Raw genomic sequence first — 24,782 nt, 5'->3', positions numbered from 1 at the left:
TACTATACTATGAATGAATTTACGGCTGTAAAGGAACTGTCAGAAAAATTATTAGAAGATTATAAGACTGAATCTTCTTTCTTTTTCGCTTCACCAACTCGAACGATATTGACAGAAGGAGGGTTTGCTACAGTAAAGCATCGTGAAATTGAAAGTTTTCCAGAGCTTGTGCAAGCCGTATTACGTAATGCAAAACAAGCAGGAAATCCGAATCCTATCGTTGTAGGTGCCTTGCCATTTGATCGTAGAAAAGAAGTTCAACTTATCGTCCCAGAATATAGTAGAATTTCTGAGCATTTACAATTGGATACAACAAATCAGCTTGAAACAAATGAGAACTTAACATTCGAAATGACGCCAGTCCCAGAGCCTGAAGTGTATATGAACGGTGTGAAGCAAGGAATTGAAAAAATCCAGGACGGCGATTTAAAGAAAATCGTTCTATCCAGATTGTTAGATGTTGAATCTTCTGAACAGATTAATAAGCAAAAACTTCTTCGAGAATTAGCAGAACATAATAAGCATGGTTATACATTTGCTGTGAATTTACCGAAAGATGAAAATGAGAATAATAAGACATTAATTGGAGCAAGCCCTGAATTACTCGTTTCACGTAATGGTATGCAAGTTACTTCTAATCCGTTAGCTGGTTCAAGACCTCGTAGTGATGATCCAGTGGAAGATAAAAGAAGAGCAGAGGAATTACTTTCTTCTCCAAAAGATTTACACGAACATGCGGTAGTAGTGGAAGCGGTTGCTGCTGCGCTTCGTCCGTATTGTCATACATTACATGTTCCGGAAAAACCATCCGTTATTCATAGTGAAGCGATGTGGCATTTGTCTACTGAAGTGAAAGGTGAACTAAAGGATCCAAATACTACTTCTTTGGAATTAGCAATTGCTCTTCATCCTACGCCAGCAGTTTGCGGAACGCCGATGGAAGAAGCGAGAGAAGCTATTCAAAAAATTGAGCCATTTGACCGTGAATTCTTTACAGGAATGTTAGGATGGAGCGATTTAAATGGAGATGGTGAATGGATTGTTACAATTCGTTGTGCTGAAGTACAAGAACATACACTTCGTTTATATGCAGGCGCTGGAGTTGTTGCTGAGTCTAATCCTGAAGATGAGTTAGCAGAAACCTCTGCTAAATTTCAAACAATGTTGAAAGCTTTAGGGTTAAAGGATAGTTCACTTAATGAAAAGTAGGGGGAAGAAAGAATGTTAGAAGGTTATACGGAATGGCCAAAAGAATTTGCAAATCGTTACCGAGAAGAAGGATGTTGGCTTGGAGAAACATTTGGTTCGATGTTAAAAGAGCGTGCTGAAAAATATAGAGATCAAATCGCGGTTGTAAGCGGTAATTCGCAAATAACGTATAGTGAGCTTGATAAAAAGGTAGATCGTTTAGCTGCAGGTTTACTGAATTTAGGAATAAAGCAAGAAGATCGAGTTGTAATCCAGTTACCTAACATTATCGAGTTTTTCGAAATATGTTTTGCGCTATTTCGAATTGGAGCACTTCCTATTTTTGCGCTACCTTCACATCGAAGCAGTGAAATTAGTTATTTTTGTGAGTTTGGTGAGGCGAGTGCTTACGTTATTTCAGATAAGGCTCTCGGCTTTGATTATCGAAAACTAGCAAGAGAAGTGAAAGAGCAAGTGCCAACTTTACAACATGTAATTGTAGTGGGAGAAGAAGAAGAGTTTGTGAACATAAATGATCTGTATATAGATCCCGTTCCATTACCAGAAGTCCAGCCAAGTGATGTTGCGTTTCTCCAATTATCAGGAGGGACAACAGGACTTTCTAAATTAATTCCTAGAACGCATGATGACTATATTTATAGTTTACGTGTTAGCGCTGAAATTTGTCATTTGAATACAGATAGCGTCTATATGGCCGTTCTTCCAGTAGCGCATAATTACCCGATGAGTTCTCCTGGGACATTTGGAACTTTCTATGCGGGTGGAAAAGTAGTGTTAGCAACTGGCGGTAGTCCAGATGAGGCATTTGCACTTATAGAAAAAGAAAAAGTTACGATTACTGCCCTCGTTCCGCCATTAGCAATGATATGGCTTGATGCTGCCTCTTCACGTAATAACGATTTATCGAGCCTAGAAGTGATTCAAGTAGGTGGTGCGAAGTTTAGTGCTGAAGTTGCAAAACGTATACGACCTACATTTGGATGTACGTTACAACAAGTGTTTGGTATGGCAGAAGGATTAGTAAATTACACAAGATTAAATGATCCTGAAGAAATTATTATTCATACACAAGGGAGACCGATGTCTACATTTGATGAAGTAAGGGTCGTTGATGAAAATGATAACGATGTAAAACCTGGAGAAGTAGGTAGTTTATTAACAAGAGGGCCATATACAATTCGTGGTTATTATAAAGCAGAAGAGCATAATGCAAGATCCTTTACAAAGGATGGATTTTATCGCACAGGTGATCTTGTAAAAGTAAATGAACAAGGTTACATCATTGTAGAAGGAAGAGATAAAGATCAAATTAACCGTGGTGGTGAGAAAGTTGCTGCGGAAGAGGTTGAAAATCATCTATTAGCACATGATGCAGTACATGATGTAGCAATTGTATCAATGCCTGATGATTATTTAGGAGAACGTACTTGTGCATTTGTAATAGCTCGCGGACAAGCTCCAACTGTAAGTGAATTGAAAATGTTTTTAAGAGAACGTGGTATAGCAGCTTATAAGATTCCAGATCGAATTGAATTTATTGAATCATTCCCACAAACAGGTGTTGGAAAGGTAAGCAAAAAAGAATTACGTAAAGCTATTGCTGAAAAACTTATTACGGTAAAACGATAAATAATATAAAAATTGGAAGGAAGTGATTAGATGGCTATTCCATCTATTTCAGTATACAAAATGCCAGTTGAATCAGAACTACCAAAAAATAAAGTGAACTGGACGCCAGATCCGAAACGTGCGGTTCTTCTAATCCATGACATGCAAGAATATTTTCTTGATGCATACAGCGATACAGAATCACCGAAAGTAGAACTCATTTCAAATATTAAGGTGATAAGAGAAAAATGTAAGGAACTTGGTATTCCAGTTGTTTATACAGCACAACCTGGTGGACAAACGTTAGAACAGCGAGGGTTATTGCAAGACTTCTGGGGTGACGGTATTCCTGCTGGACCAGATAAAAAGAAAATTGTTGATGAACTTACTCCAGATGAGGATGATATATTCTTAACAAAATGGAGATATAGTGCATTTAAAAAGACAAATTTACTAGAAATATTAAATGAACAAGGACGAGATCAACTCATCATTTGCGGTATTTATGCACATATTGGCTGCCTATTAACAGCTTGTGAAGCGTTTATGGATGGTATAGAGCCGTTCTTTGTAGCAGATGCAGTTGCTGATTTTTCACTAGAACATCATAAACAAGCGTTGGAGTATGCATCTAATAGATGTGCAGTAACGACATCAACTAACATTTTGTTAACAGAGTTACAAAGTTTAAAAGATAATGATGAAATCACTTTACAGCAAATACATGAACTAGTTGCACAATTACTTCGTGAACCAGTAGAGAGTGTTGAGACTGATGAAGATTTATTAAATAGAGGACTTGATTCGGTCAGAATTATGAGTTTAGTAGAGAAATGGCGCCGCGAAGGAAAAGAAATCACTTTTGCGGATTTAGCAGAGAGCCCAACGGTTGTTGATTGGTACCGCTTATTATCTCCGCAAACAGAGCATGTACTTTAATATAGACTACATAATAAAGGGGTAGTAAAGAATGCCTAATAGTCAAAAGGTTCGCCATTCGTTATCATCTGCGCAAACTGGTATGTGGTTTGCACAGCAATTAGATCCGCTGAATCCGATTTATAATACTGGGGAATATGTTGAAATAAGCGGAAATATTAATCAAGAAATTTTCGAATTAGCAGTACGAAATGTTGTAACAGAAGCAGAAGCACTACATGTTCGTTTTGAAGAGGATGAAATTGGCCCATGGCAAGTTATTGAGGAATCGTCAAAGTTTCATATGCATTTTATTGACGTTCGTAAAGAAGAAAATCCTGAAGAAGCTGCTAAGGTATGGATGAAAAATGATTTATCTATACCAATCGATTTGAAAAAAGATACATTATTTACTGAAGCACTTATTCAAATTGAAAATAATCGTTTCTTTTGGTATCAGCGCATCCATCACATTGTGATGGATGGCTATGGATTTTCACTTCTTAGCCAAAAGGTAGCCAATGAGTATACATCACTTATAGAAGAGACAAAAAAGAATGAAAAGCCATTTGGTTCTCTTGCGAAAATTGTACAAGAAGATATGGAGTATCGTGAGTCTAAACAATTTCAGGAAGATTGTACTTTTTGGTTAGAGAAGTTTGCAGATGAACCGGAAGTTGTAAGTTTAGCAGAACGAGCGCCGAGAACATCAAATGGATTTTTACGAGAAACGGCTTATTTATCAAATTCTAGTACGAAAAATTTACTAGAAGATATCAATATTTCGTTAACAAGTTGGCCGGAATTTATTATAGCTGTAACAAGTATTTATATGCATAAGTTAACAGGTGCAAATGATATTGTTTTAGGTTTACCGATGATGGGGCGTCTAGGTTCTGTATCTATTCATACACCGAGTATGGTAATGAATTTAGTACCACTTCGTCTCACTATAACTCCAAATATAACTCTTGCAGAATTAATACAGCAAGTTTCTAAAGAAATCCAAGATGTACGTCGTCATCATAAATACCGTCATGAGGAATTAAGAAGAGACTTAAAGTTATTAGGTGAAAACCAAAGATTATTTGGACCGTTAGTGAATGTTATGCCTTTTGATTATGGGCTTAACTTTGCTGGAAATCGTGGTATTACACATAATTTATCAGCAGGACCTGTCGATGATTTATCAATAAATATATATAAACGTTTTGATCAAAATGAGCTAATGATTCATTTTGATGCGAATCCAGAAGTATATAATGGCGCGGAACTAGCGTTGCATAAAGAGAGATTTATGAATTTATTAGAATTAATGATAAATGTTTATCAAAAAGACGCGTCGATTGGAAGCATAAACATTACTCTTCCTGAAGAAAATCATAAAGTTTTATTGGAATGGAATGAAACGAAGGAAGCTGATAAATTCATCTCTCTACCTATATTATTTGAAAAACAAGTACAAAAGACTCCAAATAAAATAGCGGTTACTTGTAACGGTGAAGATCTTACGTATAAAGAGCTAAATGAACGAGCGAATGAACTGGCGCACTATTTAGTAGAAGAAGGAATAGGATCAAATCAGTTTGTAGCTTTAGTATTTCCAAGGTCAATAGAAATGGTAGTCAGTATGCTAGCAGTCTTAAAGGCAGGTGCAGCGTATTTACCAATAGATCCAGAATATCCAGCGGAGCGAATAAATTATATAGTAAATGATGCAAAACCAGTTTGTATCATCACACATTCATCTGTTTCATCAACCTTAGTTATAGAAAATGATATGAAAAAAATCGAATTAGATAGTGAAGAAACAGAACTAGCGTTAAAAGCATATTCTCATATGAATCTACCATTTAGAAATGATGAATCACTTTTAAAGCCTGCGTATACAATTTATACTTCAGGATCAACCGGAAATCCAAAAGGTGTAATTGTTCCTATGAAAGCTTTAAGTAACTTTTTATTGGCCATGGAAGATATGTTTTCATTACATGAAAATGATCATTTATTAGCAGTTACAACGTTTGCGTTTGATATTTCTGCTCTAGAAATTTATTTACCTCTTATTAGTGGTTCAAGTTTAACAATTGCACAAAAAGAGGTAATTCAAGAACCTTCTGCTTTAACGGCATTGTTACAAGAAGAAAGAGTGACAATCATGCAAGCTACACCGACGCTTTGGCAGGCGTTAGTAACTGAATATCCAGAGCGGCTACAAGGGCTAAATGTGCTCGTTGGTGGTGAAGCTCTTCCGGCCCATTTAGCAAATACATTAAAAGAATTAGGTTGCTCTATTACAAACTTATATGGACCAACCGAGACGACTATTTGGTCTACTTTCATGAACATTGATGAAAGTGGTATACCTCCTATTGGAAAACCAATTTGGAATACAGACGTGTATGTATTAGATGCAGGTTTACAACCAGTTCCACCTGGAGTGATTGGGGAACTATATATTGCGGGGGAGGGGCTTGCGAACGGATATTTAGGAAAACCAGAGTTAACGGCTGAACGGTTTGTTGCAAATCCATATGGAGAACCAGGGAAGCGTATGTACCGCACAGGTGATCTGGTGAAATGGCGTAACGATGGTGTGCTAGAATACGTGAGCCGCGCAGATCATCAAATTAAAATTCGCGGTTTCCGAATTGAATTAGCTGAAATTGAAATGGTATTACAACGACATGAAAATGTTAAGCAAGCAGTAGTGATGGTACGAGAAGATCGCCCAAATGATAAACGAATCATTGCGTATATCGTTGCCGAAGGAAAGGAACAAATTGATCTTGCAGAAATTCGTTCTTATGTTTCAGAAAGTTTAGCGAATTATATGGTGCCATCAGCATTTGTTGTGCTAGAAGAATTACAATTAACGCCAAATGGTAAGGTTGATAGAAAGAAATTGCCTGCTCCTGATTTTAATGAAATGAACAAGGATAGAGTTGCTAGAAATCCGAAAGAAGAAATATTATGTGATTTATTTGCAGAAATACTTGGTGTTTCTCGCATTAGCATCGATGATAATTTCTTTGAAATGGGTGGTCATTCGCTTCTTGCATCTCGTTTAATGGCAAGAATTCGTGAAACGTTAAGTGTGGAATTAGGGATTGGAAAACTATTCGAATTGCCAACTGTTGCTGAACTAGCGAAACAATTGGATCAAGCAAAAAGTGTAAGACCAGCTATTAAGAAAGTAAGTAGACCAAATGAGATTCCACTTTCATTTGCACAGCGTAGGTTATGGTTCTTAAATTGCTTAGAAGGTCCGAGCCCTACTTATAATATTCCGCTAGTTATTCGTATGAATGGAATTTTGAACGAGGAAGCATTGCAAGGTGCCTTTTATGATGTAGTTGAGAAACATGAAACACTTAGAACAATTTTCCCTAACGTATTAGGTAGTTCCTATCAGAAAATTTTAGATATGGAAAATTTAAATTTAGAAATGATTATAACAAATACAAGTAAAGCGCAATTAGAAACTGTACTTGTAGAGGCGGTAAGATATAACTTTAACCTCGATGTTGAACCAGCAGTTCGTTTGCAACTTTTTACAGTGAGTGAAAACGAACATGTAATACTAATTCTATTACACCATATTGTAGGGGATGGCTGGTCGTTACAACCGTTAACGAGAGATTTTGCAGCGGCGTATAAAGCACGATGTCAAGGTAACAGAGTTCAGCTGGAGACACTTCCAGTTCAATACGCAGATTATGCCCTTTGGCAACAACAATTGCTTGGTGATGAAACTACACAAGAGAGCCTCATTTCAACACAATTAGATTTTTGGAAGAAAGAGCTAGAAGGTTTACCAGATCAGCTGGAGTTACCTACAGATTACCAGCGTCCAATTGAAACGAGTTACCGCGGAGAAACAATTCATTTTCATATAGATGCAGGTATGCATAGTAGGTTAGTAGAGCTTGCACGGAAAAACGGAGTTAGTTTGTTTATGGTGTTGCAAGCAGGACTTAGTGCGCTATTTACAAGATTAGGTGCCGGTACTGATATACCAATCGGGAGCCCGATTGCTGGAAGAAACGATGATGCACTATCAAATATAGTTGGCTTATTTGTAAATACATTAGTGTTACGTACAAATACATCAGGAGATCCAAGTTTTAAAGAATTACTAAATAGAGTGAAGCAGTTAAATCTGGCAGCTTACGAAAATCAAGATGTTCCATTTGAACGACTCGTTGAAGTGTTAAATCCAGTACGTACCCGAAATAGTCATCCGCTGTTTCAAGTTATGTTAGCTTTCCAAAATACGCCTGAAGCGACATTTGATGTTCCAGACCTAGAAGCGAATCTTGAAATTCAAAGCGTTGGCTCTGCGAAATTTGATTTAACATTTGAAATTAGCGAGAGTAACGGAGTTGATGGTACTCCAGACGGCTTACACGGATTGTTAGAGTTTAGTACTGATTTATATAAACGGGAAACGGTGCAAAAATTAATAGAACGATACATTCTGTTATTAGATGATGCAGCGGAAAATCCTGATCAATCAATTGGTAGATTAGAAATATTAACTTTAGCAGAGAGAAATACAGTGTTAGAGAAGTGGAATGGTGGTTTTCAAATTGCACCAGAAATGACATTATCACAATTATTTGAAAAGCAGGCTCATATAAATTCAAATGCTATTGCTGTCGTCTTTGAAGATGAAAAGTTAACATATGAAGAGTTGAATAAAAAAGCGAATAAAATAGCTCGATTGCTAATAGCAAAAGGAATCGGTCCTGATCAACTCGTTGCTTTAGCGATGCCGAGATCTTTAAATATGGTTGTAAGCTTACTAGCTGTTCTAAAAGCTGGTGCGGGATACCTTCCGTTAGATCCAGATTACCCGTCAGAGCGTATTTCATTTATGCTCCACGATGCGAAACCATCATGTGTTTTAACAAATTCAGATGTGGAAATTGAATGTAATGAGGAACTGAAAATTTTAGTTGATGATGTGAAAGTAATAAAAGAAATAGAGAAATATAGTGAAGATAATATTGATGAAATGGAGCGCATGAGGCAATTATCGCCTTCACACATTGCGTATGTTATTTATACGTCAGGCTCAACAGGTAGACCGAAAGGCGTTATGATACCTCATCAAAACGTAGTAAGACTTTTAGGTGCAACTGATCATTGGTTCCAATTTGACGCAGACGATGTTTGGACGATGTTCCATTCATACGCATTTGATTTCTCGGTTTGGGAAATTTGGGGGCCTTTATTATATGGAGGTCGTCTAGTCGTAGTACCACATACTGTAAGTCGCTCGCCGAAAGAATTTTTACAACTTCTTGTTACAGAAAAGGTAACTGTTTTAAACCAAACTCCATCAGCGTTCTATCAATTGATGCAAGCAGATCGTGAAAATGAAGAGATTGGCCAAAAATTATCTTTACGATATGTTGTTTTTGGAGGAGAAGCACTTGAGCTAAGTCGATTAGAAGATTGGTATAGTCGACATCCTCATAACGCACCGAAGCTTATTAATATGTATGGTATTACTGAGACGACAGTACATGTTAGTTATATTGAGTTAGACGAGAATATAGTTTCTTTACGGGCAAATAGTTTAATTGGGTGCAGTATACCTGACCTTAAAGTGTATGTGTTAGACAATTATTTACAACCGGTGCCACCTGGAGTAGTTGGAGAAATGTATGTTGCAGGTGCAGGGCTTGCTCGTGGATATTTAGGAAGAGCAGGTTTAACTGCTGAACGATTTATCGCAGATCCATTTGGCAAGCCAGGTACAAGAATGTATCGTACAGGAGACTTAGCTCGCTGGCGTAAAGATGGGACGCTAGATTATATAGGACGTGCAGATCACCAAATAAAAATTCGTGGATTCCGAATTGAATTAGGGGAAATAGAAGCGGTAATAATGAAACACCCTAAAGTTGAACAAGTAGCTGTTATTGTACGGGAAGATCAACCAGGGGATAAACGGTTAGTTTCTTATATCGTCGCATCAAATAATGAAATGATTGATACGAATGAAATGCGTAGGTATGCTGGGGGGAGTTTACCAGATTACATGGTTCCATATGCTTTTGTAGTAGTAAATGAGTTACCTTTAACTCCAAACGGTAAATTAGATAGAAAGGCATTGCCAGCTCCAGAATTTATCGCATCATCATCTAGTCGTGGACCAAGAACACCGCAAGAAGAAATGTTATGTGACTTGTTTACAGAAGTTTTAAGTGTGCCGCAAATTGGAATTGATGATGGATTCTTTGATTTAGGTGGCCATTCACTTCTTGCAGTGCAGCTTATGAGCCGCATGAAAGAAGCACTTGGGGTGGAACTAAATATCGGAACTTTATTTGCAGCACCTACTGTTGCAGGTCTTGCTGAAAGACTTGAAGTGGGAAATGGACAAAGTGCACTTGATGTGTTGCTTCCATTACGAACAAGCGGAGACCAATTACCACTATTTTGTGTACACCCAGCAGGTGGGTTAAGTTGGTGCTATGCAGGACTTATGAAATCTTTAGGAACAGATTATCCAATCTACGGTATACAAGCACGTGGTATCGCTAAAAATGAAGAACTTCCAAAAAGTTTAGAGGAGATGGCGGCGGATTATTTAAAACACGTTCGTGAAGTACAGCCTCACGGACCATATCGTTTACTCGGTTGGTCGCTTGGAGGAAATGTTGTGCATGCAATGGCAGCGCAACTACAAAATGAAGGGGAAGAAGTAGAATTACTCGTTATGCTAGATTCTTATCCAGGGCACTTTTTACCGAATACGGAAGCACCTACTGAAGAAGAAGCGTTAATTGCATTACTTGCTTTAGGTGGATACGATCCAGATAACATGGATGGTAAACCACTTACGATGGAAAGTGCAGTAGAAATACTTCGTAAAGATGGAAGTGCATTAGCAAGTCTTGAAGAAGAGACTATTTTGAACTTAAAAGAAACATATGTAAATTCGGTAGGGTTGTTAGGGAAATATGTGCCGAAAGTTTATAACGGAGATATTTTATTCTTTAGATCTACTGTTATACCAGACTGGTTTGATCCTATCTCTCCAAATACATGGCTAAATTATTTAGACGGGGAAATTGTGCAACACGATATTGATTGTAGACATAAAGATTTATGTCAACCAGGACCACTTACAGAAATTGGACAAGTATTAGCGAAATATTTGCAGAATAAGAAAGGGGTAAGAACAGTATGACAAATCCGTTTGAAAATGATAATTGCACATATAAAGTATTAAAAAATGAGGAGGGCCAGTATTCTCTCTGGCCTGTCTTTCTTGATGTACCTATTGGTTGGAAAGTCGTACATGGAGAAGCTAGCAGGCACGATTGTTTACAATATGTTGAGAATAACTGGAAAGATTTGAATCCAAAAAGTAATCAAGCTGGCGAAAAAATATTAGTAGGAAAACGATAATGAAGGCAAAGATAAATCCAAAAGTAGTTGTAAGTATCGTATATATAACAGCGATGTTTATGGCTGCGATGGATGCAACAATTGTGAATGTAGCACTACAAACGATAAGTAAAGAATTACAAGTGCCTCCATCTGCAATGGGGACGGTTAATGTTGGCTATTTAGTTAGCTTAGCTGTTTTCCTTCCGATTTCTGGTTGGTTAGGAGATCGCTTCGGTACGAAAAGAGTATTTCTAACCGCTCTTTTCGTATTTACAACTGCGTCTGCATTATGTGGAATAGCGAACGATATTACTTCATTGAATATTTTTCGTATCATTCAAGGTGCTGGCGGGGGACTTTTAACACCAGTCGGGATGGCGATGTTATTCCGAACATTTTCACCAGAGGAAAGGCCGAAAATTTCACGGTTTATTGTGTTGCCAATTGCTGTCGCACCGGCAGTAGGACCGATTATTGGAGGTTTCTTTGTAGATCAAATGTCTTGGCGCTGGGCATTTTATATTAATTTACCGTTTGGAATTGTAGCGTTACTATTCGGTCTTCTATTTTTAAAAGAACATATTGAAAAATCGGCTGGTCGCTTTGATTCTCTCGGTTTTGTTCTTTCAGCACCAGGATTTGCGATGCTGATCTATGCACTTAGCCAAGGTCCATCAAAAGGTTGGATTTCTCCAGAGATTATAAGTACTGGGATAGCTGGGATTGTATTCATTACATTGTTCATCATTGTAGAACTTAAAGTAAAGCAACCGATGTTAGATTTACGCTTATTAAAAGAACCAGTCTTTAGAAAAATGAGTCTTATTTCATTGTTTTCATCAGCTGGTTTACTAGGAATGTTATTTGTTTTTCCACTTATGTATCAAAATGTAATAGGAGTATCCGCACTGGAATCAGGTCTTACGACATTCCCGGAGGCAATTGGATTAATGATATCGTCACAGATTGTGCCATGGTCATATAAGAAATTAGGAGCTCGCAAGGTAATTTCTATAGGGTTAATTTGTACGGCGATTATCTTTGTTTTATTAAGTTTTGTAAATCACGATACGAACCCTTGGCAAATACGGGCATTATTGTTTGGCATCGGTATTTTCTTAGGTCAGTCGGTCGGTGCAGTTCAATTTTCTGCATTTAACAATATTGCACCACCTTCTATGGGGAGAGCAACTACTATATTTAATGTGCAAAATCGATTAGGCTCAGCGATAGGAGTTGCTGTTTTAGCTAGCATATTATCAGGGGTTGGAAGTAATGAAATACAGTATCATGCACAGTCAGATTTCTTACCATATCAAGCGGCATTAATTGGATCAGCAATGTTTTTACTCGTAGCATTATTATTTTCTTTACGTATTTCTGATAAAGAGGTAATGTCAAAAAAGAAAGAAAAAATGTTTTCCGTATCAAAAAAACAGAAAGCAATTGTCAATGAATAACAACTGATATTCGTTGAATAAAGGAGAATATACATGATTGAAAGGAAAGTTGTAGATTCTATACCAACTTTGAATGAGAATGATTGTCAAATATGGTGGGGAAGAATTTCGGATTTACAATCATGGCATTACAATTTACTAAATGATGTTGAACGAGAGAAAGCAAATTCATACCACCACTCGGCAGATCGTGCCCGTTTTATAATAGGCTGCGTAATTAGTAGATTAGTTCTTGGAAAGATACTTTCTATGTCACCAGTTCAAGTACCGATTAATCGAATGTGCCCAGTATGTAAGTTGCAACATGGCAGACCACAACTACCAGAAGGAATGCCGCAGTTATCTGTTTCACATTCTGGGGATTGGGTAGTTGTTGCATTTACAAAGTCAGCACTTGTTGGTGTTGATGTGGAACAAATGAATCCAAATGTAGATGTTCTGAAAATGGCAGAAGGCGTATTAAAAGAGATTGAAATAGCACAAGTTATGAAATTATCTAATGAAAAGCGAATAGAAGGTTTTTTAACATATTGGACTCGAAAAGAAGCAGTACTAAAAGCGACAGGTGAAGGATTAATGATTCCGCCAGTGCATATTACTGTATCAGCTCCAAATGATCCTCCAAATTTGTTGGTTTTTAAGGATAGACATGAATTAGTAGAAAATACAATGATGGAAGATATAAGGCCAAGTGTAGATTATATGGCTTCAATTGCAATATTTAGTAAAGAAGTAACTGAAATCACACAGTTAGACGCAGTAGCGCTTTTAAATTATAAATAAGTTTAATAAAATATCTTATAGAAGAGGTGTTCCTCATGTTAGTGGCGGAAAATAGAACAAATGAATTCACTTATAATGTACAAGCAATTAAAAATATTTTATTTTCTGGAGATACATCATCTATTCATGCTTTAGAAAAGCTTTTAAATGATACAGTTCAGTTTGATGTTCTCGAACAAGAGGTACTTGATAGACAGTACATCCCGAAAGAAGCAAAGAATTTCTTTGATAAAAACGGAACATTTCTTTACCGTGTATCGCATGTTAGTTATAAAGGAAAAGTGTTATCTGAAAATCTAATTTTTGCGGACACTTCGTTTTTACCCAATACAATTAAGAGTGAATTAGAGAATGGAAACATTCCAGTTGAAACACTTATAGAAAAGATGGAAGTAAGAAGAAACGTATTATACGAAGGGTATCAGCCTTCTGGAAATATTATTGAATTATTTGATGGATGCTCTGTTTCGGCGAATGTGTATCCAACAAGAAAATATCAAATTGTAAGTAACTGCAAATGTATATTTTATATTTGTGAAGTGTATCATGCAGAGAATATAAAGGAATTACTAAATTAAAACAAGAAACCAGCCTTTAAAATGGCTGGTTTCTTGTTTATTTCACAGCTTCTTTTAACTCTTTACCTGCTTTAAATGCAGGAACTTTACCAGCAGCGATTTGGATTTCTTCGCCAGTTTGGGGATTACGCCCTGTACGAGCAGATCTTTCGCGCACTTCAAAAGTTCCAAATCCGATTAATTGAACTTTATCGCCAGATTGTAATGCAGTAGCAATTGTGTCAAAAACGGATTGTACAGCCGCAGAAGCATCTTTTTGAGAAATATCAGCTGATTGTGCGACATTTTTAATTAATTCTGTTTTGTTCATGTTTTCACCTCATAAAAAATTTTTTTGGAATGAATGATTTAGTATAATGGATAGTAAAGATAAAACTATTTATATTGTTAGAAAGAATGCTATATAGTTATGTTAATTTCGTTGCAGGAAACTGAATCCCTGCTAATAATTAGGGATTAATTAAGAATTGATGCATAGAAAACGCTGTAATATGAGGATGAGGGGGAGTATACGGATGATTTTTCGTGAAAAGGATGAGAAAGAAAGTATATTAATTCGTCAACATGATCATGGTTTTTTAGCTGGAGAGATTTCGAAGCATATAAAAGAAGATTTTTTTGAAGATAACACATACTTAAAAGAGACAATTGATGCAATATATGAGCATGATAGAGGCTGGATAGAACTTGATAAAGTACCAATTTTGAATGATGCTAAAAATGTCCCATATACATTTATGGATTGTCCAAGTTCATTACGCTTTGTCTTTTATACGATTGGTTTGAATGAAATTGAAGATTCAAATCCATACGGAGCATTACTTTGTAGTAAGCATTTTTTATCATTTCCATTAAATGAGGAAGATGAAGAGATGATGTCATTTTATACAGGGGAATTGGAAAGACAAAAAAGAATATTGACAACGCTAACAAAAGAACAATTTACGATGTTCGATAAACATTATAGATTATTAAAGTTTTGCGATGAACTTTCTTTATATGTCTGTATGAATAAACCAGGTGTAGAAAAGAAAGATGAAATTGATTTGTTTAAAGATGGTTTTGAGGGAACAGAAATGTTTAATAGTAAGGAGGAGAAACCTATTCAAGCTGAATGGGTGGACGAGGAAACAATTCGGATTACACCGTTTCCATTTAGAAAAGAATTCTTTACTTATGTAAAGTATAAAACTATAAATAAACGTGAAATTGAAGAAAAAGGAATTGCAAAAGCTGATAGAGAATCGGAAATGAAGAAACAAGCCATACGTTTCATACAATAAGGAGGCGATTTCGATTGAAAGAGTACATGTTAAAACAGGTGGATTATCATGCTTGGGCTAATATACGTTTATTCAATCGACTAAAAGAATTACCAAACTATGAGACTATTTTTAATGAACAGATACAGAGTGTATTTCCATCAATTAAGGATACTTTTGCGCATATTTATATTACAGATCAAGTGTGGCTACACATATTACATGGTAAAAGTATGAATGAAGCAATACAAGACCGAGAAAATTTACGAAAACAAATCGAAACTAAATCGTTACATGAATTAGAAAAAATGTTTGAAAACATGGCAAATCAATATAGAGACTTTTTAATTACAATACAAGACGTGAATGCTGTATTTGTTATCAAGAATCCATATGCAGGGACACTAGATACTTCAATTTTAGAATTAGTGCAACACGTCGTAAATCATGGTACATATCATAGAGGAAATATAACAGCAATGATTCGTCAACTTGGTCATTCGTCGACTATGATGGATTTTGTACTGTATTTACATATGGTTCAGAAGGGAAAGGAATTGAAATAGAGAAAAAAAAGAATGGCTTATTTTAAATGAGCCATTCCTTTTTAAAGTGATTAACTTGCCTGTTTTTTATGACTTTCTTTCAATTTCTCTGCTTGTAAAAAGCGATTCGTTTCAGCAACAACAATACCGCTTAATCCAATTAGACCAATTAAGTTTGGAATCGCCATAAGTCCATTTGCAATATCAGCGAATGTCCATACGATGCCTAATTTTAAATTCGCACCAATAGCAATCATGACGATAAAGATTGCTTTATAATATTTAACAGCACTTTCTCCAAATAAATAAGCCACGCATTTCTCTCCGTAATACGACCACCCTAAAATAGTAGAGTAGGCGAATAATATAATCGCGATACCGAGAATCATACTACCTGCAGTACCGAATACAGATTGGAACGCAAGTGTGGTAGCTTCAACGCCAGTTTTACCAGATTTCCATGCACCTGTAGTAATTAATACTAGTCCTGTAATGGTACATACAATAAACGTATCTAGAAAAGTACCAGTCATTGAAACTAAAGCTTGCTTTGCAGGTGAATCTGTTTTTGCAGCCGCCGCGGCAATTGGTGCACTCCCTAAACCAGCTTCGTTCGCAAATACACCGCGCGCCATTCCAATTTGAATAGCTGATGCAACTGTTGCACCGATAAAACCACCAGCAGCTGCAGTACCATTAAATGCACCAGAAAAAATAAGTGAAAATGCTTCTGGAATTTGATCGTAGTGATAGAAAATAATAATAAGACCAGCAATGATATAAAAGAAAGCTTTAATAGGAACGATATATCCTGTCACTTTCCCGATTTTTTTAACACCGCCTAAAATAACAATGGCGATTAAAAACGACATTACTATACCAGTTAAAGCAGGGGGGAAAGAGAAATTAATTCGCATTGCCTCTGCAACTGAGTTAGATTGCACCATATTACCGATACCGAAAGAAGCGGTTGTACCGAATATAGCAAACAAAACAGCAAGCCATTTCTTACCTAAACCACGTTCTAAATAGTACATTGGTCCACCTGAATATTCACCATTTTCATTGCTAACACGGTATTTCACTGCAAGAATTGCTTCGGCATACTTTGTTGCCATCCCGAACAACGCAGTAATCCACATCCAAAAGATCGCACCGGGTCCACCGATTGTCACAGCAGTTGCAACACCAGCTATATTTCCCATACCAATCGTTGCCGCCATAGCTGTCATAAGTGCTTGGAAGTGGCTAATATCTCCAGAGGAAGATGTATCTTCTGATTTTTTAAAAGCTAGTTTGTGAGCGTATAATAGTTTACTAAACTGTAAACCTTTTAAACGCACTGTGAGAATGATACCAGTACCAACGAGTAACAACAACGTTGGTAATCCCCACACATAGTGATTGATTTGTTCTAATACTTTACTTACTGTCTCCATCTGTATTCTCCTTTATTTAGAAAAAATAAAAACCACTTCAAGTAAATGAAATGGTCTCTGGAGAAACAAGGGATAGAAAAATAAACCGATACAAATCGGCATTTTCTTTCGCTTGTCTCTGTCCTTTTTACCTGAGAGATTATCCGCTAAAATAGCGGATTTGCTCCTTCGGCGCTCGTTTTCCTCCGCGCTATATGAAAGCGAGAGGGAGTCTCTCCAGAGATTCGTCCCCATGCAGTTCTACTTGTAACCAAGACCTGAGAGTTTCAAAGTTGATTCAGCAACTTTTTGCCCCGTCGGTAGATCAATAGATCTTCTCCTGAATGGTTCATCCGAATTATAAAATTAATAACTTATACGCATTGATTGCGTATAGAATCAATAAAAACATTATAGATATACATTTAGTGAAATGCAATCATTTTTTATTTTAAAATAGTAAAGAATTCTATTTTTTCGAAAGTCCTAATTTATCTTCAACTTCATTTAAAGTAGATAAAGCGAGAACAATGTGTTGATCTGCAAGTCCTAAAACATGTTTAGTATTTTCAATTGTTTCATTGGATGGAGTTGAGTTATTTGCGCTGTCTATAATTAAATCTGCTGCGTTTTTCATAAATGTAGAAGCAGTCTTAAATTCTGTTGTGAAATAAACTAGTTGTTCTTGTATTTGTACTTCCGATATATTTTCATTAATTTTCAAAGTATCTATTTCATGTATAATTTTTTCATATTGCTTGGAAACAGCAGTCATTGTAACTAATAGTTTATCTCTGTCTACTGAATCTCCGTTCGTGTTAATCTCTTCCCAGGCAGGCAACCAATTTTTTTCGATGATTTCATTATAATTTGTAGTTAATTCATCAATTTTTGGTTGTAATTTAGATTTAAAAGTTTTTGTATCAATTGTTTCTGCGATAGTTTTTTCGTTATTATTTTTATCTTTAGTTGTGTAGAAAATCGTACTGGTAATAATAAAAATAGAAATAACTATTGTCCATTTATTAAAAAATAATTTTTTCAATGGGTAATACCTCCAAAAATAAATATCTTTTAATTATAATATACAATAATAATATTATTGTTGGTAGAGAATATAGTATGTAATTAATTTTAATTATATTTTTTATATACATAAATAACTAAGATTAGTAAAATGATGAAAGTAATATGTGAGAAAAGAGGGTTTTTAGTAAAAATGAATAGAAGAAAGCTAGTTTCAAATATTTCAATGACTATGTTATTAGTTGGCTTATTTGTACTCATATATCTGGACAAAGAATCTAAAATTGAAGATTTTCCAGTACCAATGTCAGCAATCCATATTAACGATAATAAGGAAGAGGATTATAAATATATAAGTGTAATGCCTATTAAAAAGGTAAGTGGATGGGAAGACTTAGGGGAAAACGGGCATACTGTTACTTTTAAAAAAGGGGAGCGTAAGGTAACTGTATTACATTATCCGGGAGAAATTACGTATTATTTATTTGAGCAAAAGATGAATAAGGGAGATTAGCTAAAGTTGTAATTCGGTAAGGATTACAACTTTTTGTATTCTGAATTATTTGAAATAAAATCAGATAAATGGTTTGATGGATTTAGGGATAAATATGATTAATTCTATATGTGTATAAAGAGTATTTAGGTGATTATAAAAATATTATGTAAACAAAAGGGTGTAAGAGTAAGATAAATTATATCATAAGGGGGAATTAGAAATGCTACTAAAAACAATCTACTGTAAGGTGGAAGAAGAGAAAAAGGAATTGTTTTCAAGTGCGCAAGAAAAATGGCGTGATATACAGCACCTAGATGGTTTTCATGGACAATTCGGTGGATGGAATGAAAATGAGGCGTGTGTATTTACTTTATGGAATGATAGGGGTGCGTATCAATCATTTATGAATGGTGCTCACGATACCATTTATGTAAATAGTAATCAAGAGGATACGTTTCTTTCATGTGAAATTGAACTATTTCAAACGTTGTATGATATTACTGATACGCCTTTGAAAGACGTTGTTACAGAAGGATCATTCGTTAGAGTTGCTATATGTGATGTAAAGGTGGAAAAAGAAAAGTATTTTTTACATAAACAAGAAACAATTTGGAATAAAGGAATGGAAAATGCAAAAGGGATGTTAGGTGGCGTTATTGGGAAGTCTTTAAAAACTGAAAATCGTTATATCGTTTTAACTTATTGGAAAGATGAAATGGCGCATCAAAATTATGTAGATGAGATTTTCCCTAAGTTGTATAAACTAGCGAATATTCATGAAGATTTAGCAGATATAAGAGGTAAACAAGCTGTATGTAAGGAAGAGTGGCTTGTATATTAAGTGTACAAAACGTGCATAAATGAATGTATAATAAAGATATTTTCTTATAAACGAGTAATTAATAGAAGACGTTATATACCCTTTCATGTTAATATATTTAAGTTATAATAGAAGGCTTACCCTTTTGTATTGTACGGTAGAAGCAGTGTGAGCTTGAATTTTTTTGAAAAGGATGTGCCTAATTTGCGTATCAATAAATTTATTAGTGAAGCTGGAAAAGCGTCTCGACGTGGAGCAGATAAATTAATTAATGAGAGAAGAGTAATTATTAATGGTAAGGTTGCAAAAATTGGTGACCAAGTAAATCCAGGTGATGATGTACGCGTAAATGGAGAGCAACTTCGTATTGCTCGAGATCACGTATATATCGCTTTAAATAAACCAGTAGGTATTACATGTACAAGTGAAAAAGCTGTAAAAGGTAACATTATCGATTTAGTGAATCATCCTTTACGAATTAGTCACATTGGGCGTCTTGATAAAGACTCAGACGGTTTAATTTTGTTAACGAATGATGGTGATATCGTTAATGAAATTTTACGTGCTGAAAACAAACATGAGAAAGAATATATCGTTTCTGTAGATAAGCCAATTACACCTGATTTTCTAGAGAAAATGGCAGCTGGTGTGAAAATTTTAGGAACGAAAACGCTTCCTTGTGAGATCACACAGTTATCAAAATATGAGTTCAAAATTATTTTAACACAAGGGCTAAATCGCCAAATTCGTCGTATGTGTGAAGCTTTAGGTTATCAAGTATACACGTTAAAACGTACTAGAATTATGAATATTGAGTTGAATAATTTACCAGTCGGACAGTGGAGAGATTTATCGAAAAAAGAGAAACGACGTCTATTTTCAGACTTAAATTACGAACCACAAGATTGGTAAAATTGTGAAGAGGAAACCAAAAATCTATTTTTGGTTTCTTTTTTAAAAATAAAAAACTTTTTTAAACACTTGCAATAATAAAATGAATAAGATATAGTAAATAACAATTAATGGATGTACTTTTAAAAGCAAAGAAAAGGACACGAGTTATTTTACCCGGTTATACAGAGAAGGAAGGAAAGCTGAGAACTTCCTAACGCAGAAAAATAACTTACCACCTTAGAGCTGCACTAGGGAAATGAAGTATCTAGTGCCGTGTAAGCGACGTTATCGCAAAAGAAGCCATTGCATTTTGTGATGGGAATCTGGGTGGAACCACGGATATAAGCATATTCGTCCCTATTTTAGGGATGAATATGCTTTTTTGCATTCAATTTCATAATAAGCGAAGAAAAGGACACGAGTTATTTTACCCGGTTATACAGAGAAGGAAGGAAAGCTGAGAACTTCCTAACGCAGAAAAATAACTTACCACCTTAGAGCTGCACTAGGGAAATGAAGTATCTAGTGCCGTGTAAACGACGTTACCGTAAAAGAAGCCATTGTATGTTTACGATGGGAATCTGGGTGGAACCACGGGTATAAGCACACTCGTCCCTATTTTAGGGATGAGTGTGCTTTTTATTATGAAATGGAGAGATGAAAAATGAAAGAACAGATGATTGAAATGAAATTTCCGGATGGAAGCGTTAAAGAATTTACAAAAGGAATTACTTTAGAAGAAATTGCAGGTTCGATTAGCAATAGTTTGAAAAAGAAAGCAGTCGCAGGAAAGGTAAATGATCAGTTATATGATTTACGCCGAAATATTGAAGAAAATGCGAAAGTGGAAATCATTACTATAGATTCAAATGAAGGTGTAGAAATTGCAAGACACTCTGCGGCACATATTTTAGCGCAAGCTGTAAAGAGAATGTATGGTAATGTAAACCTCGGTGTAGGGCCTGTTATTGAAAATGGATTTTATTATGATATGGATCTTCCGAGTAGTGTAAACGTAGAAGATTTACCGAAAATCGAAAAAGAAATGAAAAAGATTATAAATGAAAATGTAAAAATAGAACGAGTTGAGGTTTCAAGAGAAGAAGCAAAAAAATTGTTTCAAGAAATGAACGATCACTTGAAATTAGAACTTTTAGAAGCGATTCCTAATGAGGAAAGTGTAACACTTTATAAACAAAGTGAATTTGTAGATTTATGTAGAGGACCACATTTACCGTCAACAGGCTATTTGAAAGCATTCCAATTAACTCACGTTTCAGGTGCATATTGGCGAGGGGATAGTAACAATCAAGTGCTTCAGCGTATATATGGTGTTGCATTCTCTTCTCAAAAAGAATTAGAGGAGTATTTACATTTTGTTGAGGAAGCAGCAAAAAGAAATCATCGTAAGCTAGGTAGTGAATTAGAGTTATTTATGTTTTCTGAAGAGGCACCAGGAATGCCGTTTTACTTGCCGAAAGGACAGATTATCCGCAATGAATTAGAAGCATTTTTAAGAGGAATTCAAAAAGAGTACAATTATCAAGAAGTGCGTACTCCATTTATGATGAATCAAGAATTATGGGAAAAGTCAGGGCACTGGGGGCATTACAAAGACAATATGTATTTCTCTGAAGTAGACAAAAAGAGTTTTGCATTAAAACCGATGAACTGCCCAGGACATATGCTTATGTTTAAAAATAAATTGCATTCTTATCGCGAATTACCGATTCGCATGTGTGAATTCGGTCAAGTACATCGACATGAATTTAGTGGGGCTTTAAATGGATTATTAAGAGTTCGTACTTTCTGCCAAGATGATGCTCATTTATTTGTAACACCAGAACAAATTGAAGATGAAATTAAATCCGTAATGGCGCAAATTGATTACGTTTATAAAACTTTTGGGTTCGAATATGAAGTAGAGCTTTCTACTCGTCCAGAAGATTCAATGGGTGATGATCAGTTATGGGAGCAAGCAGAGGCGGCACTAGAAAATGTATTACATTCATTGAATTATAAATATAGACTAAATGAAGGTGATGGTGCATTTTACGGACCGAAAATCGACTTCCATATAAAAGACGCTTTAAATAGAAGTCACCAGTGCGGAACAATCCAGCTAGATTTCCAAATGCCAGAGAAGTTTGATTTAAATTATATAGATGAGAAGAATGAAAAGAGAAGACCAGTTGTCATTCACCGAGCAGTATTAGGATCTTTAGACCGCTTCTTAGCTATATTAATTGAACACTTTGGAGGCGCGTTCCCAGCCTGGGTGGCACCAGTTCAAGTGAAAGTCATTCCAGTTTCGAATGCAGTTCATGTACAATACGTAGATGATGTTGCAGATAAGTTAGCACAAGCTGGCGTTCGTGTGGAACGAGATGTTCGAGATGAAAAGTTAGGATATAAAATAAGAGAAGCGCAAATGCAAAAAGTTCCTTATGTTCTTGTTATTGGGGATAAGGAAATGGAGAACGAATCTGTAAATGTACGTAAATACGGTGAAGATAAGTCAGAAGTGATTGGACTAGATGAGTTTGTGCAAAATATGAAAGAGGAAATAAAAAATAAGAAATAGAGATGAATAATAAAACACACCTTTAACATGTATTACTGAATTTAAAGTAATGAAAGAACCATAATAAATGATGAAAGGATAGCTTAATCGCTATCCTTTCATCATTTATTCCCATATATTTCACTTCAGACTGTTAAAGCATTTTCTAATTTTATACGAATGGCTTCTTGTAAGAGTTTTTGGAGAACTGCAGCAAAAACAGCAATCACGATAGAGGAGAAAATAATGATCAATCCAATTGGTATAAAACTTGGAGGGTCAATTTTTTTTGCCATGAGATAGTAAAGTGGCATACCTAGCAAATATAAGGTACCGATCGTGAGGGCACAGTATTTTATATTTTTTAAAGCCTTTACTGATAATTCCGAGAAAGCTTTGTTCTTATCGATATAGCTTAAAAGTTTAAAAGCTTGATACAGAGCAAAGTAAAAAGGTATTGTTGCTACATACATATCGATTAAAACGAGAGATTTCATAAAAGCAATATCTGGATATAATTCTCCAGCAAAATTCCCGATTTTAGGCACTAAAAATATGCACAATGCAAGAACTACTATACCTATAAAAACAATAGCTAACTTTAAAAAGAGTGTTGTAACTAGTTTCATAAAAAGCACCTCATTTATTTAATGACAACATGATTTTATCATACAATTTATCGTTTTAAAATAAAATTATATTGTTTTTTATTTTATTATTATTGTTATTTATATATCCTATTCATTTTGATAAAAATAAAAATTTTTTCTCATTATATAGAAAGTCCCCTTATGAATTGGTCTGTAATATTATTTACCTTACAAAAATGTAAGGTAAATGTAAGCGAAATCGAAGGAACGAGTTGTAGAAAAATGAGAATATGAAGTAGGAAAAAGGTTCATGGTCCCCGTGTAACTCTTTTTGTTTGAAAAATTTAAAAACTCTTAAGGATTTACATGAGAAAAAAATAAGAAATATGTGAGAAATTAACTTTATACAAAAGGGATGGAGTGAAAGAGATGTCAACAAATGTAGTTACTGTAGAAAGTGTAGAAAAAACGTATGGGAAAAGAAATGAGAATCAGTCAAAAGCATTAAGGGGTGTGTCATTAAGTATTAAAGAAGGGGAATTCGTCGGGATTATGGGGCCTTCTGGATCTGGAAAAACGACTTTATTGAATGTGATTAGTACATTGGATCAAGCAACAGGTGGCAGTGTGACAATAGCTGGTACAAATATTACTTCTATGAAGGGGAATGCTTTATCTGATTTTCGATCTCAAAAATTAGGATTCATTTTTCAAGATTTTAACTTACTTGAAAACTTATCAATTTATGAAAATATTGCTTTACCACTTTCTCTGCAAGGCGTACCTTCAAGTGAGATTACGGGAAAGGTAAATGAGGTCGCGAAGAAATTAGGGATTACTGAAATTTTAACAAAATATCCAACTGCTGTTTCTGGTGGGCAAAAACAAAGAACAGCGGCAGCACGAGCTTTAGTACATAATCCAGCAATCGTATTAGCAGATGAACCGACAGGAGCGCTGGATAGTAAAAATGCAAAAAGCTTATTAGAAGCGATGCAAGATTTACATGAAAATCACAATGTAAGTATTTTGATGGTTACACATGATGCATTTAGTGCGAGTTACTGTGAGCGTATTTTATTCATTCAAGATGGTCTTCTATATAAAGAATTAAAGCGTCAAGGAACGCGAGAAAGTTTCTATCAAGACATTTTAGGTGTGCTCGCTCATATGGGCTCAGCTGCTGAGTCTAAGTAGGGGGC

General features: G+C 35.4%; 19 protein-coding genes, 1 riboswitch and 2 other annotated features. Of the genes, 15 read left to right on the top strand and 4 right to left on the bottom strand.

Features of this window, described 5'->3' with window-relative positions:
* The first annotated feature begins 9 nt into the window (after window positions 1–9).
* Genes dhbC through QCI44_RS16600 form a run of 8 tightly spaced genes read left to right on the top strand, consistent with a single transcriptional unit; the run spans window position 10 to window position 13,966 of the window.
* Window positions 10–1,209, top strand: coding sequence for an isochorismate synthase DhbC (gene dhbC / locus QCI44_RS16635; RefSeq protein ID WP_088084219.1), 1,200 nt, complete (start codon window positions 10–12; stop codon window positions 1,207–1,209).
* Between the two features lie 12 nt (window positions 1,210–1,221).
* A complete protein-coding gene (locus tag QCI44_RS16630) occupies window positions 1,222–2,838 on the top strand; it encodes a (2,3-dihydroxybenzoyl)adenylate synthase (protein ID WP_016134432.1) in 1,617 nt (538 codons plus the stop codon).
* Window positions 2,839–2,868: 30 nt separating this feature from the next.
* Window positions 2,869–3,756: an isochorismatase gene (dhbB, locus tag QCI44_RS16625; protein ID WP_088084218.1), complete on the top strand. Its 888-nt coding sequence runs from the start codon at window positions 2,869–2,871 to the stop codon at window positions 3,754–3,756.
* Between the two features lie 31 nt (window positions 3,757–3,787).
* Window positions 3,788–10,942 carry an amino acid adenylation domain-containing protein gene (locus QCI44_RS16620; RefSeq protein WP_088084217.1) on the top strand — a complete coding sequence of 2,385 codons (7,155 nt, stop codon included), beginning with the start codon at window positions 3,788–3,790 and terminating at the stop codon, window positions 10,940–10,942.
* A complete protein-coding gene (locus QCI44_RS16615) occupies window positions 10,939–11,163 on the top strand; it encodes an MbtH family protein (RefSeq protein WP_016087960.1) in 225 nt (74 codons plus the stop codon). The genes QCI44_RS16620 and QCI44_RS16615 overlap by 4 nt, the downstream gene beginning before the upstream one ends.
* Window positions 11,163–12,605 (top strand): MDR family MFS transporter, encoded by a 1,443-nt coding sequence (locus QCI44_RS16610; protein WP_353811346.1) that lies wholly within the window; start codon window positions 11,163–11,165, stop codon window positions 12,603–12,605. The genes QCI44_RS16615 and QCI44_RS16610 overlap by 1 nt, the downstream gene beginning before the upstream one ends.
* A 33-nt stretch (window positions 12,606–12,638) precedes the next feature.
* Complete coding sequence (gene sfp, locus QCI44_RS16605) at window positions 12,639–13,388, top strand: 4'-phosphopantetheinyl transferase Sfp (RefSeq protein ID WP_016134436.1); 750 nt, start codon at window positions 12,639–12,641, stop codon at window positions 13,386–13,388.
* A 35-nt stretch (window positions 13,389–13,423) separates the two neighbouring features.
* Window positions 13,424–13,966 carry a chorismate pyruvate-lyase family protein gene (locus QCI44_RS16600; RefSeq protein WP_016134437.1) on the top strand — a complete coding sequence of 181 codons (543 nt, stop codon included), beginning with the start codon at window positions 13,424–13,426 and terminating at the stop codon, window positions 13,964–13,966.
* A gap of 37 nt (window positions 13,967–14,003) precedes the next feature.
* Here QCI44_RS16600 and QCI44_RS16595 read toward each other — a convergent pair whose 3' ends face one another.
* Window positions 14,004–14,276: an HU family DNA-binding protein gene (locus QCI44_RS16595; RefSeq protein WP_001043907.1), complete on the bottom strand. Its 273-nt coding sequence runs from the start codon at window positions 14,274–14,276 to the stop codon at window positions 14,004–14,006.
* A gap of 205 nt (window positions 14,277–14,481) precedes the next feature.
* On the opposite strand from QCI44_RS16595, the gene QCI44_RS16590 reads away from it, so the two are divergent.
* Together QCI44_RS16590 and QCI44_RS16585 are read left to right on the top strand one after the other, a co-directional pair.
* Window positions 14,482–15,249, top strand: a complete 768-nt coding sequence (locus QCI44_RS16590; protein WP_016134438.1) for a DUF3891 family protein — start codon at window positions 14,482–14,484, stop codon at window positions 15,247–15,249.
* Window positions 15,250–15,263: 14 nt separating this feature from the next.
* The gene (locus QCI44_RS16585) at window positions 15,264–15,794 is read left to right on the top strand and encodes a DinB family protein (RefSeq protein ID WP_016087955.1); all 531 of its coding nucleotides are present in this window, start codon (window positions 15,264–15,266) and stop codon (window positions 15,792–15,794) included.
* Window positions 15,795–15,844: 50 nt separating this feature from the next.
* On the opposite strand, the gene QCI44_RS16580 is transcribed toward QCI44_RS16585, so the two are convergent.
* The gene (locus QCI44_RS16580; RefSeq protein ID WP_016087954.1) at window positions 15,845–17,212 is read right to left on the bottom strand and encodes an alanine/glycine:cation symporter family protein; all 1,368 of its coding nucleotides are present in this window, start codon (window positions 17,210–17,212) and stop codon (window positions 15,845–15,847) included.
* Window positions 17,213–17,320: 108 nt separating this feature from the next.
* Window positions 17,321–17,442: riboswitch (glycine riboswitch) on the bottom strand.
* Between the two features lie 218 nt (window positions 17,443–17,660).
* Window positions 17,661–18,236, bottom strand: coding sequence for a hypothetical protein (locus QCI44_RS16575; protein ID WP_016134440.1), 576 nt, complete (start codon window positions 18,234–18,236; stop codon window positions 17,661–17,663).
* A 132-nt stretch (window positions 18,237–18,368) separates the two neighbouring features.
* Between QCI44_RS16575 and QCI44_RS16570 the strand changes: the two genes are divergently transcribed.
* The 4 genes from QCI44_RS16570 to thrS all read left to right on the top strand — a co-directional run bounded on the left by QCI44_RS16570 (window position 18,369) and on the right by thrS (window position 23,011).
* A complete protein-coding gene (locus QCI44_RS16570) occupies window positions 18,369–18,731 on the top strand; it encodes a hypothetical protein (RefSeq protein WP_088084214.1) in 363 nt (120 codons plus the stop codon).
* 202 nt (window positions 18,732–18,933) lie between these two features.
* Complete coding sequence (locus QCI44_RS16565) at window positions 18,934–19,554, top strand: YdbC family protein (RefSeq protein WP_016087951.1); 621 nt, start codon at window positions 18,934–18,936, stop codon at window positions 19,552–19,554.
* 183 nt (window positions 19,555–19,737) lie between these two features.
* Window positions 19,738–20,445, top strand: coding sequence for a pseudouridine synthase (locus QCI44_RS16560; RefSeq protein ID WP_016087950.1), 708 nt, complete (start codon window positions 19,738–19,740; stop codon window positions 20,443–20,445).
* 122 nt (window positions 20,446–20,567) lie between these two features.
* Window positions 20,568–20,789, top strand: a binding site (T-box leader).
* 35 nt (window positions 20,790–20,824) lie between these two features.
* Window positions 20,825–21,047: a binding site (T-box leader), on the top strand.
* A 44-nt stretch (window positions 21,048–21,091) separates the two neighbouring features.
* A complete protein-coding gene (thrS, locus tag QCI44_RS16555) occupies window positions 21,092–23,011 on the top strand; it encodes a threonine--tRNA ligase (protein ID WP_353811345.1) in 1,920 nt (639 codons plus the stop codon).
* A 125-nt stretch (window positions 23,012–23,136) separates the two neighbouring features.
* Here the strand turns inward: thrS and QCI44_RS16550 are convergent, their stop codons facing one another.
* Entirely contained in the window at window positions 23,137–23,619 is a 483-nt protein-coding gene (locus QCI44_RS16550; protein ID WP_016087948.1) for a DUF2975 domain-containing protein, read from the bottom strand.
* A gap of 390 nt (window positions 23,620–24,009) precedes the next feature.
* Between QCI44_RS16550 and QCI44_RS16545 the strand changes: the two genes are divergently transcribed.
* Window positions 24,010–24,777 carry an ABC transporter ATP-binding protein gene (locus tag QCI44_RS16545; protein ID WP_000106430.1) on the top strand — a complete coding sequence of 256 codons (768 nt, stop codon included), beginning with the start codon at window positions 24,010–24,012 and terminating at the stop codon, window positions 24,775–24,777.
* Window positions 24,778–24,782 lie beyond the last annotated feature (5 nt).

The sequence above is a fragment of the Bacillus cereus group sp. RP37 genome, from assembly GCF_040459695.1.
Taxonomy (GTDB): Bacteria; Bacillota; Bacilli; order Bacillales; family Bacillaceae_G; genus Bacillus_A.
This window is presented reverse-complemented; position numbering and strand designations above follow the sequence as displayed.